Source organism: Virgisporangium ochraceum, from assembly GCF_016863655.1.
GTDB classification, from domain to species: domain Bacteria; phylum Actinomycetota; class Actinomycetes; order Mycobacteriales; family Micromonosporaceae; genus Virgisporangium; species Virgisporangium ochraceum.
The window spans coordinates 154,041-169,133 of record NZ_BOPH01000017.1; the positions used below are offsets into that span (position 1 = coordinate 154,041).

Here is a 15,093-nt window from a genome sequence, read left to right on the forward strand (position 1 = left end):
CGATATCCTGTCACCGACAAAGGTGGTGTCAGTTCGTATGAAGGTGAGACGACGATCGACGCCGCATTACTGACCGCTCTCCTTCCCCTATTGGCGTTCATCCTGCTCACCGCAGCCAACGCCGGATTCGTGGCGGCCGAGTTCTCGCTCGTCACGGTCGACCGGGCCGAGATCGACAGGCAGGCGGAGGCCGGCGACCGGGTGGCCCGGACCGTCCGGCGGGCCCTGCGCGAGCTGTCGTTCCAGCTGTCCGGCGCGCAGCTCGGCATCACGATCACCGCGCTGCTCACGGGCTACCTCGCCGAGCCGGCCATCGCCGAGCTGATCGACCCCGTGTTCGCCGGCGCGAGCCACATCATCGCGCTCGCGATCGCCACCCTGTTCTCGATGCTGTTCGGCGAGCTCGTGCCGAAGAATGCGGCCCTGGCCCGCCCGATGCCGGTGGCCCGCGCCACCGCCGGTCCGCAACGGATCTTCTCGAAGGTCTTCCGGCCGTTGATCGTCGTGCTGAACGGGTCGGCGAACTGGCTGGTCCGACGGCTCGGGGTGGAGCCGCAGGAGGAGCTCGCCAGCGCCCGCTCGCCGGAGGAGCTGGGCCTGCTCGCGGCGATCTCCGCGCAGGCCGGCGCCCTGCCCACCGAGACCGCGGTGATGCTGCAACGCACGATCCGCTTCGGCGACAAGCGGGCCGCCGAGGCCATGACCCCGCGGGTGGACGTCGTGGGGCTGCGTACCGAGGACACCGTGGCGGAACTGGTCGAGCAGGCGATGAGCACCGGCCACAGCCGGTTCCCGGTGTACGTGCAGACGCTCGACCAGGTCCGGGGCGTCGCGACCGTGATCGACGCCCTCGGCGTCCCACCGGCGAAGAGATCGACCACGACGGTGGCCTCTGTCGCGCGCGAGCCGGTCTTCGTTCCGGAGAGCCTGGACCTGGACCGCGTGCTCGCGGCCCTGGGCGCGGCCGACGCCGGCATGGCGATCGTGGTCGACGAGTACGGCGGTACCGACGGCGTCGTGACGATCGAGGACCTGGTGGAGGAGCTCGTCGGCGAGATCGACGACGAGCACGACCCCGTCGAGACGACCCACGACCTCTTCGCGCCCGACCTCGACCCGCCCGCCCTGCTCGGCCACCCGCTGATGGAACCGGTGCTGGTCGACGGCGTGCTCCGGGAGGACGAGCTGGCCGAGCTGACCGGGTTCCGGCTGCCGCCGGGCCCGTACGAGACGCTGGCCGGCTTCCTCATGGCGCGGCTGGGCCACATTCCGGCACCGGAGGAGACAGTCGTCGAGGGCGACTGGGAGTTCACGGTCGTGGAGGTCGACCGGCGGCGGGTCGAGCAGGTGCGGGTCACGCACCGGGACCCCGGTGACGACGACTCATGATCAAGCTGCTGATCACCGGCGTGCTGCTGCTGGGCAACGGGTTCTTCGTGGGCTCCGAGTTCGCGCTCATCGCGTCACGTCGCACCGTTCTCGAACCGCGGGCCGAGACCTCCCGGCGGGCCCGCATGGCGCTGCGCGCGATGAGCGAGATCCCGCTCATGATCGCGGGGGCGCAACTCGGCATCACGATCTGCACGCTCGGCCTCGGCGCGATCGCCGAACCGGCGCTGGCGCACTACCTCGAGGCGCCGTTCCACCTCGTCGGCGTGCCCGACGCGGCCCTGCACCCCATCGCGTTCGTGCTCGCCCTCGCGATCGTGTCGTACCTGCACACGGTGATCGGCGAGATGGTGCCGAAGAACCTGGCCCTCGCCGGTCCGGAGAGCGTCGTGGTGTGGCTCGGGCCGCTGCTCTACTGGTTCTGCCTGGCGACCAAGCCGCTGCTGCAGGCGTTGAAGTGGCTGTCGAAGGTGATCCTGCGGATCTGGCGGATCGAGTCGACCGACGCGGTGAAGACCGTGTTCACCGCCGAGGAACTGGCCGGCCTGGTTTCGCAGGCGCGCACCGAGGGCCTGCTCGACGCGTCGGAGCACGCGCGCATCACCGGTGCGCTCGCGTTGAACAACAGCACGGCGCTCGATGTGATGCGACCGTGGGCCTCGGTGACGACGGTGACCGCCGACGTGTCGCCGGCGTCGCTCGAGGTGCTCGCTACGCGTACCGGATGGTCCCGGTTCCCGGTTGTGGAAAGAGCCACTCGCCGGGTTCTGGGGTTCGTGCACGTCAAAGACATTCTGGGCATTGTCGGCGCGCAGCGGCGGGAACCCATTCCGCCGGAGCTGATCCGGCCGCTACCGGTGGTCGCCGGCGACCGCACCCTCGCTGAGCTGCTGCTGGCGATGCGCAAGGAGCGCCGCCACATGATGCTCGTCAGTGACGCGCGCACTCCGTTGGGTGTGGTGACTTTGGACGATGTATTGATGGCTGTCGTAGGAACACCCTCTGTTTCGACTTGATGGCAAATAGTTCGCGGGTTGCCTGGTGGAGATCCATTCACTATTGTCTCCACGGTTCTGCGCGTTCGCTTTGTTTTTACGTCGACCGCTGAGGGAGACCCCTACGTGATCCGTCGATTGCTACGAGTGGCGGTCATCGGTTTTATGACGATGGCTGTCGGAGTGGGCACGGCAACTCACGCTTACGCCGTCCCGACGCCTGCGGAGATCGAGGCGCAGCTCGACGAGCAGTTCCGCCTGATCGAGCCGATCATCGAGGAATATAACAAGATCAACTCGGAGCTGGCGGCGAACCGGGCCAAGGCCGACGCGCTGCAGACCCAGTTGGCCCCGATGGCGGCGCAGGTCGACGAGGCGATGCTCTCGGTCAAGTCGATCGCCGTGACGGCGTACAAGAACGGCCGGATGGGCGCGCTGAACGCGGTGCTCGGCGCCGAGTCGGCGAACGACACGGCGCAGACGCTGAGCCAGCTGGAACTGCTCGCCCGCAACCAGCGCAGCAAGGTGGCCGGCGTCGCCGACACCGTCGACAAGTACCGGAACGACAAGCGGGCGCTCGACGAGATCATCGCGCAGCAGACGGCGAAGGAAGCCGAGCTCGCCGCGAAGAAGAAGGACATCGAGAAGAAGATCGCCGACCTGGAGAAGCTGCAGCGGCAGCTGCTCGGCGGCGGTGGCGGCACCGGCGGCTCCGGCGCCAACACCGGGACGTGCCCGGCCATCGAGGGCGGCGGTGCGGGAGCGACCGCTGCCCGCACCGCGTGCGCGCAGCTGGGCAAGCCGTACGTGTTCGGCGCGGCGGGGCCCAACCAGTTCGACTGCTCCGGCCTGACGAGCTACTCGTGGAAGGCGGCCGGGAGGTCCATTCCACGCACCTCCGGCGACCAGTGGCGCGGGCTCAACCGGATCTCCAAGGATCAGCTACAGGCCGGCGACCTGATCTTCTTCTACAGCAGCAGCAATCCCAGTCACGTCGCGATCTACATCGGTAACGGCATCGCGGTTCATGCCTCGCGGGCCGGCGTACCGGTGAAGACCAAGAACGTGAGCAGCGACAGTTCGATCGTCGGCTACGCGAGGCCTTAACAGACTTTCGTTGCAAATCGCCCATAATGTCTGAATGGGCTTGAGGTTCCTGGTCGCTGTCGTTCTGCTGGGGGTCACCTTCCTGGTGACCCCGGCAGACGGCGCCGTCGCCGAGATTCGTTTCCCTTTCGAACAGCTCGGTGACGAGCTGTCGGTGGTGGCGATCGCGGGCGGCGAGGTCCATCCCGAACCGCACGGAGGCGGACAGGCCGTGCGGTTTCCGCCGAGATGCCGGATCTACGCTGGCCGCGGCTGCCCACGGGTGGTGCTGGAGGCTTCTGACGCTCCGAACCCGGGTACCTCGCAGCTGCGCTTCGGCGCGGCCGTTCTTATGACGACTGACGACACCGCCGCGGGCGAGAACGTTCTTCAGAAAGGGTTCTCGCGCGGTCACGGTCAGTTCAAGTTGCAGGTCGACGGGGCGGCGGGGCTGCCGAGCTGCGTGCTTGTCGGCTCCGGTTCGCGGCGCATTTACATGGTGACCGGGGGTGCGTCCGTCGCAGATGGACAGTGGCACGCAGTCGAGTGCGTACGCAGCGTTTCGACATTGTCGATCCTGGTCGACGGGTCGATTCTGGGGCAGATACGCGTTCCCGAGTCACTGTCCATTGTGAACAGTGACCCGCTTCGCATCGGTGGCAAGGGACTCAGCCCCAACAACGACCAGTTCCACGGGGCGATCGATGACGTTTTCGTCGTCATTGGGGGATAGATCTCCCTGCCAGCCCTTGCGACCGCCCGCGCGGACACTTAGCGTTGTCTGGCCGGACCGGACGTCAGTGCCCGCCCCTCGGGTACGCCGCCCGGCACCGCCGAATCTCCTTTCGGGCGAACCGGGGAACCACAAGCACCACTGGGGTGAATCCGCCGCGTATGCGGTGGTAGGGCGAATCTTCCCGCCCGAATCCGTCAGCTAACCCGGTAGGCGGTCACGGAAGAGGGAGCGACACCGCACGTGCGACTGCGCGTCCTTGCCGCCGCTGTACTGGGTTCCGTTCTCGCACTGTCACTCGGCGCACAGGCGCATGCGGAGCCGTCCACCACGGAGATCGAGAAACAGATCGACGCGCAGTGGAACCAGCTCGAGCCGGTGATCGAAGAGCACAACAAGATCCAGGCCGAGCTCGCCGAGAACAAGGCGAAGGTCGACGCGCTCACCGAGCAGATCCGGCCGCTGCAGGAGCAGGTCGACGCGGCCCGGTCGAAGGTGGCGGCGCTCACCGTCCACGAGTACAAGACCGGCCGTACCGGCACGCTGAACGCGTTGCTGGCGGCCGGTTCCTCCGACGGGTTGGGCGACCGGCTCGTGCGGCTCGAGGCGTTGGCCCGCAAGCAGGAGGCCGCGCTCGCCGACGTGTTGGCGCTGAAGAAGCAGTACGAAGAGGCGAAGCAGCCGCTCGACCAACTGGTGTCGAAGCTGTCGGCGCAGGAGGCCGACCTCGCCAAGCGCAAGGCCGACATCGACGCCGAGATCAAGAAGCTCAACGACATGCGGCTGGCGGCGTTCGGCACGACCGGCGGCAAGGGCGCCCTGCAGCCGGCGCCGTGCCCCGCCACGTATCCCGGTGGCCCGGCGTCGATCGCCGCGCGAACGGCGTGCGCCCAGATCGGCAAGCCGTACGTGTTCGGCTCCACCGGTCCCGGCACGTTCGACTGCTCCGGTCTGACGATGTACGCGTGGAAGGCCGCCGGCGTGAGCCTGCGTCACTACACGAAGTGGCAGTGGTCGGACACCAAGCCGGTCAGCCGGGCCGAGCTGCGCCCGGGCGACCTGGTCTTCTACTACAGCGACCTGCACCACATGGGCATGTACGTCGGCAACAACTGGATCGTCCACGCACCCACGTCGGGCGACCAGGTGCGGATGAAGCGCATCGACGACGGTCCCATCGCGGGGTACCGCCGGCCGGGCTAGTTCTTTGTCGGCCAGACGCGCCAGTTGAGGTACGAGCGACTGGCGGTCGGGCCGCGCTGTCCCTGGTAGCGGGAGCCGTAGACCTCGGTGCCGTACGGGTGCTCCGCCGGCGACGACAGCCGGAAGATGCACAGCTGGCCGATCTTCATGCCGGGCCAGAGCCTGATGGGCAGGTTCGCCACGTTCGACAGTTCGAGGGTGACGTGGCCGGAGAACCCGGGGTCGATGAAGCCGGCCGTGGAGTGGGTGAGCAGCCCGAGCCGGCCCAGGCTCGACTTGCCCTCCAGCCTGCCGGCCAGTTGGTCGCCGAGCGTGATGACCTCGAGCGTCGACGCCAGCACGAACTCGCCGGGGTGGAGCACGAACGGCTGGCCGTCGGCCACCTCGACCATCGCGGTGAGGTCGTCCTGCTGCTCGGCCGGGTCGATGTGCGTGTACAGGTGGTTGTTGAAGACCCGGAAGAAGCGGTCTAGCCGCACGTCGATGCTGGACGGCTGCACCAGCGCCGGGTCGAACGGCTCCAGGAGCAGGGTGCCGGCCTTGAGCTCGTCGATGAGGTCGCGGTCGGAGAGCAGCATGCGTGGGAGCGTACTTCTCCGGGGTGTCGCGAGTGTTTTCGGGCATATGTCGAACGTACGTTCGATACCGTTGGTGCATGGCCCGATGGTCCGATTTCGCCTCGTCGTCGCCGCGCCTGGCCGCGGTCGTGCATGACCTGCTGCACCAGTACGGCCAGGGTATGGCCTACCTGGCCACCGTCCGCGCCGACGGTGGTCCCCGGGTACACCCCGTCTCACCCGTCGTCTACGCCGGCAACCTGTACTGCTTCATAGTCCGCTCCGCCAAACGCGACGACCTGGAACGCGACGGCCGCTACGCGCTGCACACGTTCCCCTCCGACCGCAGCGACGACGACGCCTACCTGGCCGGTCGCGCCACCCGGGTGGTCGAACCGGGTCTGGTGGCCCGCCTGGGCGCCGCCATGCGCGCCGAGCCCACGGTGGACTGGTGGCTCTTCGAGCTGACCGTCGAGGTGGCGGTGGCGGTGCACAACCCAGGTACGGCGGCGGCGGTGCGGGAGGTTTGGCGCGACCCGGGGGTACAGAGTCGACCACGAGCGGTCGATTCGGTACAGTAGTGGCCGCTCGCGGGTGTAGTTCAATGGCAGAACATCAGCTTCCCAAGCTGACAGTGAGGGTTCGATTCCCTTCACCCGCTCCACGAACAAGGGCCCTGGTCAGGACATCGGTCTCGACCAGGGCTTTCGCGCTATGCCATCGTGATCATGTCTCGTGCTTCAGGTCGCTGCTCCCGCCGCAGGACATGTCCGAGTCTCCGCAACGCTCTTGCCTCTGGCGGAACCACTCGGGTCCCAGCTTCCGAGTGATTGTCACAGTTTGCTCGTCATGGCGGCCCCGACGCCGGCCCGCTTCCTTGCAGGTGGGTCGACGGCAGACGGGACGGTCGGGGGGGAGAGTGTCACGTCCAGCGGGACCTGGCCGATGGGCTCGACCGTTTCGAGGTCACCGAGCGACAGGCCGCGTTGGTACCTTTTATCTATGAGTCAGCCGGTCCCCGAGCGCACCGAGCCGAGCCCTAACGCCGAGCGCCTGCGGATCGCGATGGGCTGGAAAAGCCTGCCCGAGATGAGTCCGGAGGAGCGGGCCGAGTTCCGCGCCGAGCTCGCGCGCCACGACGAAGAGGTTCGCCGCTACTACGGCAAGCCCATCACGTGATCGAGACCCGCGTATTCGACCAGACCGCCATCACTGCGCTCTTTCGAGGCAACAGGCGAGCCTTCGCAAACTGGCAGGACGCCGACGCCGGCACGTTGACGCTCATCCTGCCCGCCGTCGCGGTCGCCGAGGCGAACACCGCGATCGGTGGCAACAGCGACACCTGGCGAGCCATCCTCCACCCCGGCCGCGTGATCGTTACGCCGCTGGATGAGTCGACAGCCATCGAGGTTGGCACCGCGGTGGGCAGTCTCGCCGTCCGGCACGTTATCCGGGAAGCCAGCCACACCGAGGGCGACATCGTGACCGAAGCTCCATGGCAGTACTCCGCCGGTTCGCCGCCGCTCCTGACCTTGTAGCAGGTCGGCAGAAGCCAAGATCGTCGTGCCATTGGCGTGCCATGAGACCGGCACCCAGGGGTCAGACCGACACGAACGTGGACTCCCTGAGAAAGGGGTCCACGTTCGCAGGTACCTGAGGCTCACGCCGACCGGGCCGCCAGCGGACCCGCGGCCTCAGCCGCGATCACGTCGGCGCTCGCCCGGCGCACCAGCCGGTATCCGACCAGGAACAGCGGTGCGTACAGCGCCAGCGACACCACGCACCCAGCAAGACCACCCACCATCGGGCCGACGATCATCGGGGTCAGGGCCATCGGCGCGGTCCACCAACCCACGGTGCCGTTGCGTGCCAGGCCGGCCATCAGTACCACGGGCATGAGGATCGCCAACACCTTGGCCGACAGGAGCCACGCAGCCATCGACGGGTCCGCGTTCACCTTGTCGAACACCAGCACGGCCTCGTCCAGGGAGACGATCGTCGGCATCGCTGCGCTCGTCCAGTCCGAAAAGAGCAGTCCCGACATCTGCACCGCGCCTACGGCCGTGCCCACGACGCCGACCGACGCGAGCGTGCGGCCGCGGGCGCCGCGCAGCAGCGCGAGCGCCGCGGGGACGGCGACCGCCAGCAGCACCCAGGCGTAGTGGAACAGGTTCGCCGACAAGATCGACAGGTCCCAGTCCCGGGCCAGTGACGCGAGGTAGTCGCGGGCCGAGTTGCTGTTCTGGGGTGGGCTGGTCAGCATGCCGCCGACCATGAGGACGGGAGCGGCGAAGAACGCGGCTCCGGCGAGCTTGCGAAGGGTGTTGTTGCTGGTCACAGCGGTGTTTGTCATGCCGAGAACGCTATGGCCGGCGCCCGGGGCGGCGGATCGTCGCGGCGGGCGGAGCGACCTGCGATCTGAGGGCGTCCGTGGGTGGGCGCGGTCGTCTGGAGAGCCCGCCAGCGTCGTCCCGTGGGAGGACCCACAGGTCCTCCCACGATGGGATTCGCCGCAGCGTCCGCACCAGTTACGGTCGCACACCCGGGGACCCACCTGAGCGTCCCTCCCGCACAACAAGGAGATCTCGTGCGCGGTCCGCACACCCGTTTCCAGTGGCTCGGCGCCGGCTTCGGCGTGGGGCTGCTGTGGGCGGTCGTCGCCGTGGCCGAGTTCACCGGCAGCAAAGTGCCCGAGGGGCCGGGGGCGATGGAGATCGGCATCGCGTTGGTCCTGTTCCTGTGTTTCCCGCTCGCCGCGCTGTTCCCGCTCACCGGCATGACGGTCGCGGTGCTCACCGTGCCGGTCCTCGTCTTCGGTGACACGCCGGGGGTGGGAGGCTCGCAGCTCATCGCCGAGCTGGTGCTCGTGGCTCATGCGGGGTTCCGGGTGGAGCCGCGTCGGTCGCTGGTCGCCGCGGCGGCGGCCGCCCTGATCCCGGCGTTCACGCTGATGGCCTACGGCGAAAGCTCGTGGGAGCTGGTGTTCTTCGGCGTACTGGTCGGGTTCGGGTGGGCACTCGGGGCGCTCCTGCGGCGCGAGCAGGACCGGTCGCGCCAGCTTGCCCGGCTGGCGGCCGAGTTGGCGGCCGAGCGGGAGGCCCGGGCCCGCGCCGCCGTCGACGAGGAGCGGGCGCGCATCTCGCGCGAGCTTCACGACGCGGTCGCGCACACGGTCAGCGTGATGACGATGCAGGCGGGGGTGCTGCGCCGGCGGCTCGTCGACCGGCCGGTCGAGCACGATGCGCTGGTGCAGGTCGAGGAGCTGGGACGGCGCAGCGTCGGAGAGATCCGTCGCGTCGTGGGCCTGCTGCGGCCCGACGACGCCGACGGGCTGGCGCCGCCGCCCTCGTTACGTCGCCTCGACACGCTGGTCGGCCAGGTCGGGCGGGCCGGGCTGGCCGTCGACGTGACGATCGAGGGCGAACCGGTCACCCTGCCGGCGGGGCTGGACATGTCGGCGTACCGGATCGTCCAGGAGGCCCTGACCAACGTCCTGCGGCATGCGGCGACCACGCGGGCCGAGGTGCGGGTCGAGTACCGGGCGGGGGAGGTGGCGGTCACGGTCACCGACGAGGGGCCGGCGGCCGAGCCGAAGCCGGGGCACGTGCCGGGGTTCGGGCTCGTCGGGATGCGCGAACGGGTCGGGTTGTTCGATGGGACGTTGCGTACCGGTCCACGGGAGGGTGGGGGATACGAGGTGGCCGCGGTCTTCCCGTTGACAGAGCCGATCACGGCGGCCAGCCGATGATCCGCGTTCTGCTCGCCGACGACGAGGCGATCATGCGGGCCGGGCTGAAGATGCTGCTGTCCGACGAGCCCGACATGGAGGTCGTCGGGGAGGCGGCCGACGGGAACGAGGCGGTGCGGGCCGCCGCGCGGCTCAAGCCCGACGTCGTGCTCATGGACGCGCGGATGCCCGGCCTCGACGGCATCGGCGCGGCCCGGGCGATCGCGGCGGCCGACCCGGCCGTGCGGGTGCTCATGCTCACGACGTTCGACGAGGAGGTCCTGGTCGACGGGGCGCTTCGGGCGGGGGTGGCCGGGTTCCTGCTGAAGGTGTCGCCGCCGGAGCAGTTGCTCGGGGCACTCCGGGAGGTGGCGGCCGGTCGAGGGCTGCTCGACCCGGCGGTGGTGCCGCGGGTGATCGGCCGGTACGCCGACGCGCCGCAGGCGCGGCCGCGGGATCCGGCGCTCGCGAAGCTGACCGGTCGGGAGGCGGAGGTGCTCGCGTTGGTGGGGAAGGGACTGTCGAACGCCGAGATCGCGGCGAGCCTCTTCCTGGGGGAGACGACAGTGAAGACGCACCTGGGCCGGGCGCTCGACAAGCTCGGCCTGCGCGACCGGGCCCGGGCCATCGCGTACGCGTACGAGAGCGGTCTGATCAGCCCGGGCGAGGGGTGACAGGGCCAGGCGAGGGGTGACAGGGCCAGGTGAGGGGTGACAGGGCCGAGAGAGGGGTGATCAGGCAGGGAGAGGGACAGCCGGGCGAAGGTGATGGGCCCAGAGGCGGGATGGGATCAGGACGCCTGGGGGAGATCCGGTACGACGATCGAGCCCGTGGTGTGGAGATCGTCGGCCAGGCCCGGGTAGCTCGCGGGTTCGCTGGGGCTGAGGAGGTCGGCCAGCCGGGCGGCGTCCTCGAGGGGGAGCTGGAACGAGGAGCGGCAGGTGGTGCCGGCCCACAGGGACACCACCGCGATGCCTCGGTCGGGGTGGAGGCTCACCCGCATCGTGCGGTCATCGCCGCGCGCGTCCATGAACATATCGCCGATCCGGGGTACCGGTGACAAGCGCACGACGTCCGCCATGGAGAGAGTGTGCCTTAGATCTCGTTTTTGTAACAGACCTGAATTGGCTGCATCGTTGTCGATGTCTGGGAACGGTTGCTCGACACTTTCGACACTGTTGTCAGCCGGCCGGCATCCATGAAATCGCCTGAAACTACAGACGATCGGCCGATCGTGCGAGCAGCCATCGGCCACTGAGGTGGCATGCTGATTCGCGACATGAAACGCCCGCCCGACCCCACCGCCCGCGCCGGCCTCGGCGTGGCCTTCGGGCTGCTCGCGATCGTCGTCGCGGTGGAGTTGGCCGACGGGGCCGAGGCGAACTACATCGGGCTGCTGGCCGCCGCGCCGTTCCTGGCGGCGGCGTTCGCCTCGTGGCGCGACGTGCTGCTGGTCGGCGGGGTCGCGACCGCGGTCGGTGTGGGATTCGCCGTCGCCGACCAGGCCGGGTCGTTGACCGCGCGGGTCATCAACGTCGTCGGCATCGTGGTCGCCACGACGATCGCCGGGCTCGTCGGCTCGGTACGTCAGCGCCAGACCGAGAAGCTCGCCGAGATGTCCAAGCTCGCCTCGGTGGCGCAACAGGCCGTGCTGCGCCCGATCGGAGGACAGGTCGGGTCGCTGGTGATCGCCGGGCGGTACATCTCCGCGACCGCCGTCGCCGACATCGGTGGAGACCTGTACGAAGCGCTCGACACCCCGTTCGGCATGCGCATGGTCATCGGCGACGTGCGGGGCAAAGGGCTCGACGCGGTACGCCTGGCCAGCACGGTGCTGGGCTCGTACCGGCACGTCGCCTACGAGCGCGACGACCTCCTCGACCTGGTCGCCGACCTCGACCGGGCGGTGGCGCGGGCCGTCGGCGACGAGGACTTCGTCACCGCGGCGTTCGTCGAGGAACGGGGCGGGTCGATCACGATCGTGAACTGCGGCCACCCGGCGCCACTGCTGCTCCGCCGCGGCGAAGTGATCCCCCTGGAACCCGCGTCGAACTCGCCGCCGCTCGGGTTCAAGCCCGACGCCTGCCCGCGCATCGAGCGGCTGGAGCCCGGCGACCGGCTGCTCTTCTACACCGACGGGCTCGCCGAAGCCCGGCGCGACGGGCAGTTCTTCCCCACCGCCGAACGGGCCTGGGGACTGCTCGGCCACGGCAACGTGTCCGACGGGCTGGTGTCGCTGGAGAGTGCCCTCGTCGAGTGGGTACGCGGCCGGCTCGACGACGACATCGCGCTGGTGCTCATGGAGTACGTGGGCGCCACCGCCCGGCCCGCGACGGTGAACGTCCCCAGCTGGGAGCTCGGCACCGCCGACTGACGGCCCGCGCTCCGCGCAGGGGTCAGGCCCGCGCTCCGCGCTGGGGTCAAGGCCCGCGCTCCGCGCAGCAGGCTCGGCACCGCCGAACAGGGGACCCCACCTCGCGCAAGTCAGACCCCAGACCGTGTGAAATCAGTCACCGGTATGACATCCCCAATGGTTACTGGCAAGTAATATGGTCGTGGCTACCGCCCAGTACGAGGGAGCAGCGATGACTCACTTCAAGAGCAGCATGCGGGATCAGCTGTTCAATCTGTTCGAGGTCTTCGGGGCCGAGCGCTACCTCGGCACCGAGCCGTACCCCGAGATTGACGCCGACACCGCCCGCAGCCTGCTTGCCGAGGTGGAGCGGTTTGCGCGCGAAGACCTCGCCGCGTCCTACGTCGAAGGCGACCGCACCCCACCCGTCTACGACCCGGCCACGTACAGCGTGGCCATGCCGCCGGAGTTCCGGCGGTCGTACGAGGCGTTCGTCGCCTCCGAGTTCTGGCGCCTCGGCATCCTGTTCCGCGAGATCGGGGGAACCCCGGCGCCACGGATGCTCTGGTGGGCGCTCGCCGAGCTGATCCTCGGGTCGAACGCACCGGTGTGGATGTACGCGTCGGGAACCGAGTTCGCGAACGTCCTGTTCGCCGAGGGCAACGACGAGCAGAAGAAATGGGCGAAGCTGTTCGTCGACAAGGCGTGGGGCGCCACGATGGTGCTCACCGAGCCCGACGCCGGCTCCGACGTCGGCGCCGGCCGCACCAGGGCCATCCCGCAGCCCGACGGGTCGTACCACATCGAAGGCGTGAAGCGCTTCATCACCAGCGCCGAGCACGACCTGACCGAGAACATCATCCACTACGTGCTGGCCCGACCGGTCGGCGTCGAGGGCGCCGGCGGACCGGGTACCAAGGGCCTGTCGCTGTTCGTCGTACCGAAGTTCCACTTCGACCCGGAAACCGGCGAACTCGGCGAGCGCAACGGCGTCTACGTGACCAACGTCGAGAAGAAGATGGGCATCAAGGTCTCCACGACCTGCGAGATGACCTTCGGCGAGCACGGCACCCCGGCCAAGGGCTGGCTGCTCGGCGACGTGCACCAGGGCATCCGGCAGATGTTCCTCATCATCGAGAACGCCCGCATGATGGTCGGCACCAAGGCGATCGCCACCGCGTCGACCGGTTACCGCAACGCGCTCGAGTACGCGAAGACCCGTACGCAGGGTGCCGACCTGCTCCGGTCCACTGACAAGACGGCCCCGCGCGTCACGATCACCCACCACCCCGACGTGCGGCGCAGCCTGATGCTGCAGAAGTCGTACACCGAGGGCCTGCGCGCGCTCGTCATGTACACGGCCAGCTGGCAGGACCGGGCGTTCGCCGCGAAGCACGAGGGCGACACCGATACTGCCGACCTCGCCGACCGGGTGAACGACCTGCTGCTGCCGCTCGTCAAGGGCTGCGGGTCGGAGCGCGCCAGCGAACTGCTCAGCCAGGAGTCGCTGCAGACGTTCGGCGGCTCCGGGTTCCTGCAGGACTACCCGCTCGAGCAGTACGTGCGTGACGCGAAGATCGACTCGCTGTACGAGGGCACCACCGCGATCCAGTCCCTCGACCTGGTCTTCCGCAAGATTGTGAAGGACCAGGGCGTCGCGCTCACGCACCTGTCGAACCAGATCAAGGAGTTCCTGGACGCGGAGGCGGGCAACGGCCAACTCAAGGAGGAGCGGCTGGCGCTCGGCACCGCGCTCGCCGACGTCGACGGGATGATGAAGACCGTCACCGGCTGGTTCGGTGAGGCGATGGGCGGCGAGCCGCAGGCGCTGTACAAGGTCGGACTGGCGAGCCGGCGCATCCTGCTCGCCCTCGGCGACCTCATCGTCGGCTGGCTGCTGCAGCGGCAGGCCGACATCGCGCTGCAGGCGCTCACGCAGGAGCAGTCGCCGAGCGAGAAGGCGTTCTACGAGGGCAAGATCGCCGCCGCGCGGTTCTTCGCCCGCGAGGTGCTGCCCCGGCTGGGCAGCGACCGGCGCATCGTCGAGGCGACCACTCTCGACGCCATGGAGATCGGAGAAGACGCCTTCTGAAGGCCGCGCTCACGCGGTCCAATAAAAGATCTTCAGACCGAGGCCCGGGCCGTGTGCGCCGCCGTGAGCGGCGCACGGTCCGGGCCGAAGTCCGTCCAGTCGCCCTCGACCGTGTGCAGCGCGATGCCGGCCGTGCGGAGACCGTCTTCGACCTCGGTGCCGGGATCGAGCAGCACCGACACCATCGAGACGGTCGGGTTGTGCCCGACCACCATCAGCACCCCGACACCCGCGGCGGTGGCGCGGACCAGCTCCAGCATCGCCACGGTGCCGGCCGAGTACAGCTCCGGAGCGAGCACCAGCTCCGGCGCCGCGCCCGCGTCGCCCAACGCCACGCGGACCGAATGCCAGGTCTCCCTCGTGCGACGCGACGGGGAGCAGAGCACCCGGTCGGGCCGCAGGTTGCGGGACTGCAGCCAGGCGCCGACCGCCGACGCGTCGGCATGGCCCCGGGCGGTGAGCGGACGGTCGTGGTCGGCGACCCCTTCGGGGTTCGCGGCCTTGGCATGTCTGAGCAACACCAGCGTGCGCACCGTCATCGAAATCAGCCTGCCTGATTGAGCCGCGGACCGGTGGGGTATCCCCCTCGATATCGGTTCACCTTAAGTCAGCGGTCACAGACCGCGCGGGTCATCGCCGAGCGTGTCGGCCGATGACGACAGGAGGATACACATGGGTATCGGTGGAAGTATCGCTCTGCTGGTCATCGGCGCGATCCTCGCCTTCGCGGTGAAGGACACCGACCTCGGTGGCTGGTTGGACATCAACGTGGTCGGCTGGGTGCTGATCCTCGCCGGTCTGGTCGGCATGGCGCTGACCCTCTACGCCTGGAACTCCCGCCGGCGGCGCATCGTCGCGCCCCCGCCGGTCGCCACCCACACCGAGCGCTACGTCGCCCCCGCCGAGCAGCAGGTCGTCGAGCGCCGGTACACCGAGCGTCAGTACTAGTCCCACCATC

The 15,093-nt window shown here is 69.0% G+C and carries 17 protein-coding genes, 1 tRNA gene and 1 riboswitch; of the genes, 14 read left to right on the plus strand and 4 right to left on the minus strand.

Features of this window, described 5'->3' with window-relative positions; all coding sequences use genetic code 11:
• Positions 1 to 54: 54 nt before the first annotated feature.
• From Voc01_RS06430 to Voc01_RS06450, 5 genes are all read left to right on the plus strand, one after another.
• Complete coding sequence (locus Voc01_RS06430; RefSeq protein WP_203926380.1) at positions 55 to 1,389, plus strand: hemolysin family protein; 1,335 nt, start codon at positions 55 to 57, stop codon at positions 1,387 to 1,389.
• Positions 1,386 to 2,405, plus strand: a complete 1,020-nt coding sequence (locus tag Voc01_RS06435; protein WP_203926324.1) for a hemolysin family protein — start codon at positions 1,386 to 1,388, stop codon at positions 2,403 to 2,405. Before Voc01_RS06430 ends, Voc01_RS06435 begins: the two co-directional genes overlap by 4 nt.
• Before the next feature lie 105 nt (positions 2,406 to 2,510).
• Positions 2,511 to 3,491 (plus strand): C40 family peptidase, encoded by a 981-nt coding sequence (locus Voc01_RS06440; protein ID WP_203926325.1) that lies wholly within the window; start codon positions 2,511 to 2,513, stop codon positions 3,489 to 3,491.
• A 34-nt stretch (positions 3,492 to 3,525) separates the two neighbouring features.
• Positions 3,526 to 4,203 (plus strand): LamG-like jellyroll fold domain-containing protein, encoded by a 678-nt coding sequence (locus Voc01_RS06445; RefSeq protein ID WP_203926326.1) that lies wholly within the window; start codon positions 3,526 to 3,528, stop codon positions 4,201 to 4,203.
• Positions 4,204 to 4,291: 88 nt separating this feature from the next.
• Positions 4,292 to 4,434: riboswitch (cyclic di-AMP (ydaO/yuaA leader) on the plus strand.
• 12 nt (positions 4,435 to 4,446) lie between these two features.
• Positions 4,447 to 5,406, plus strand: coding sequence for a C40 family peptidase (locus Voc01_RS06450; protein ID WP_203926327.1), 960 nt, complete (start codon positions 4,447 to 4,449; stop codon positions 5,404 to 5,406).
• Here Voc01_RS06450 and dcd read toward each other — a convergent pair.
• Positions 5,403 to 5,984 (minus strand): dCTP deaminase, encoded by a 582-nt coding sequence (gene dcd, locus Voc01_RS06455; RefSeq protein WP_203926328.1) that lies wholly within the window; start codon positions 5,982 to 5,984, stop codon positions 5,403 to 5,405. The two genes, Voc01_RS06450 and dcd, sit on opposite strands and share 4 nt — an antisense overlap.
• A 77-nt stretch (positions 5,985 to 6,061) precedes the next feature.
• Here dcd and Voc01_RS06460 point away from each other — a divergent pair, with 77 nt between their 5' ends.
• From Voc01_RS06460 to Voc01_RS06475, 4 genes are all read left to right on the plus strand, one after another.
• Complete coding sequence (locus Voc01_RS06460; protein WP_203926329.1) at positions 6,062 to 6,544, plus strand: pyridoxamine 5'-phosphate oxidase family protein; 483 nt, start codon at positions 6,062 to 6,064, stop codon at positions 6,542 to 6,544.
• A gap of 9 nt (positions 6,545 to 6,553) precedes the next feature.
• Positions 6,554 to 6,627, plus strand: a tRNA-Gly gene (locus tag Voc01_RS06465).
• A 338-nt stretch (positions 6,628 to 6,965) separates the two neighbouring features.
• Positions 6,966 to 7,142, plus strand: coding sequence for a hypothetical protein (locus Voc01_RS06470; protein WP_203926330.1), 177 nt, complete (start codon positions 6,966 to 6,968; stop codon positions 7,140 to 7,142).
• Positions 7,139 to 7,501: a hypothetical protein gene (locus tag Voc01_RS06475; protein ID WP_203926331.1), complete on the plus strand. Its 363-nt coding sequence runs from the start codon at positions 7,139 to 7,141 to the stop codon at positions 7,499 to 7,501. The genes Voc01_RS06470 and Voc01_RS06475 overlap by 4 nt, the downstream gene beginning before the upstream one ends.
• A gap of 122 nt (positions 7,502 to 7,623) precedes the next feature.
• Here Voc01_RS06475 and Voc01_RS06480 read toward each other — a convergent pair whose 3' ends face one another.
• Positions 7,624 to 8,316: a hypothetical protein gene (locus Voc01_RS06480; protein ID WP_203926332.1), complete on the minus strand. Its 693-nt coding sequence runs from the start codon at positions 8,314 to 8,316 to the stop codon at positions 7,624 to 7,626.
• A gap of 234 nt (positions 8,317 to 8,550) precedes the next feature.
• Here Voc01_RS06480 and Voc01_RS06485 point away from each other — a divergent pair, with 234 nt between their 5' ends.
• Together Voc01_RS06485 and Voc01_RS06490 are read left to right on the plus strand one after the other, a co-directional pair.
• A complete protein-coding gene (locus Voc01_RS06485; protein ID WP_203926333.1) occupies positions 8,551 to 9,711 on the plus strand; it encodes a sensor histidine kinase in 1,161 nt (386 codons plus the stop codon).
• Complete coding sequence (locus tag Voc01_RS06490; RefSeq protein WP_203926334.1) at positions 9,708 to 10,364, plus strand: response regulator; 657 nt, start codon at positions 9,708 to 9,710, stop codon at positions 10,362 to 10,364. Before Voc01_RS06485 ends, Voc01_RS06490 begins: the two co-directional genes overlap by 4 nt.
• Before the next feature lie 116 nt (positions 10,365 to 10,480).
• Here the strand turns inward: Voc01_RS06490 and Voc01_RS06495 are convergent, their stop codons facing one another.
• Positions 10,481 to 10,771, minus strand: coding sequence for a hypothetical protein (locus tag Voc01_RS06495; RefSeq protein ID WP_203926335.1), 291 nt, complete (start codon positions 10,769 to 10,771; stop codon positions 10,481 to 10,483).
• Positions 10,772 to 10,954: 183 nt separating this feature from the next.
• Between Voc01_RS06495 and Voc01_RS06500 the strand changes: the two genes are divergently transcribed.
• Together Voc01_RS06500 and Voc01_RS06505 are read left to right on the plus strand one after the other, a co-directional pair.
• On the plus strand, positions 10,955 to 12,064 hold the full coding sequence (locus Voc01_RS06500) for a PP2C family protein-serine/threonine phosphatase (RefSeq protein WP_203926336.1): 1,110 nt from the start codon (positions 10,955 to 10,957) through the stop codon (positions 12,062 to 12,064).
• A 211-nt stretch (positions 12,065 to 12,275) separates the two neighbouring features.
• Positions 12,276 to 14,135, plus strand: a complete 1,860-nt coding sequence (locus Voc01_RS06505; RefSeq protein ID WP_203926337.1) for an acyl-CoA dehydrogenase — start codon at positions 12,276 to 12,278, stop codon at positions 14,133 to 14,135.
• A 32-nt stretch (positions 14,136 to 14,167) separates the two neighbouring features.
• Here Voc01_RS06505 and Voc01_RS06510 read toward each other — a convergent pair whose 3' ends face one another.
• The gene (locus tag Voc01_RS06510; protein WP_203926338.1) at positions 14,168 to 14,674 is read right to left on the minus strand and encodes a SixA phosphatase family protein; all 507 of its coding nucleotides are present in this window, start codon (positions 14,672 to 14,674) and stop codon (positions 14,168 to 14,170) included.
• 133 nt (positions 14,675 to 14,807) lie between these two features.
• Here Voc01_RS06510 and Voc01_RS06515 point away from each other — a divergent pair, with 133 nt between their 5' ends.
• Positions 14,808 to 15,083 carry a DUF6458 family protein gene (locus tag Voc01_RS06515; protein ID WP_203926339.1) on the plus strand — a complete coding sequence of 92 codons (276 nt, stop codon included), beginning with the start codon at positions 14,808 to 14,810 and terminating at the stop codon, positions 15,081 to 15,083.
• Positions 15,084 to 15,093 lie beyond the last annotated feature (10 nt).

Bases quoted from the DNA above. Each gene is read 5' to 3' on its own strand.
- Voc01_RS06460 (WP_203926329.1), top strand. From the start codon at position 6,062: ATGGCCCGATGGTCCGATTTCGCCTCGTCGTCGCCGCGCCTGGCCGCG.
- Voc01_RS06510 (WP_203926338.1), bottom strand. From the start codon at position 14,674: ATGACGGTGCGCACGCTGGTGTTGCTCAGACATGCCAAGGCCGCGAAC.
- Voc01_RS06435 (WP_203926324.1), top strand. From the start codon at position 1,386: ATGATCAAGCTGCTGATCACCGGCGTGCTGCTGCTGGGCAACGGGTTC.
- Voc01_RS06490 (WP_203926334.1), top strand. From the start codon at position 9,708: ATGATCCGCGTTCTGCTCGCCGACGACGAGGCGATCATGCGGGCCGGG.
- Voc01_RS06480 (WP_203926332.1), bottom strand. From the start codon at position 8,316: ATGACAAACACCGCTGTGACCAGCAACAACACCCTTCGCAAGCTCGCC.
- Voc01_RS06495 (WP_203926335.1), bottom strand. From the start codon at position 10,771: ATGGCGGACGTCGTGCGCTTGTCACCGGTACCCCGGATCGGCGATATG.
- Voc01_RS06470 (WP_203926330.1), top strand. From the start codon at position 6,966: ATGAGTCAGCCGGTCCCCGAGCGCACCGAGCCGAGCCCTAACGCCGAG.
- Voc01_RS06505 (WP_203926337.1), top strand. From the start codon at position 12,276: ATGACTCACTTCAAGAGCAGCATGCGGGATCAGCTGTTCAATCTGTTC.
- dcd (WP_203926328.1), bottom strand. From the start codon at position 5,984: ATGCTGCTCTCCGACCGCGACCTCATCGACGAGCTCAAGGCCGGCACC.
- Voc01_RS06445 (WP_203926326.1), top strand. From the start codon at position 3,526: ATGGGCTTGAGGTTCCTGGTCGCTGTCGTTCTGCTGGGGGTCACCTTC.
- Voc01_RS06500 (WP_203926336.1), top strand. From the start codon at position 10,955: ATGCTGATTCGCGACATGAAACGCCCGCCCGACCCCACCGCCCGCGCC.
- Voc01_RS06515 (WP_203926339.1), top strand. From the start codon at position 14,808: ATGGGTATCGGTGGAAGTATCGCTCTGCTGGTCATCGGCGCGATCCTC.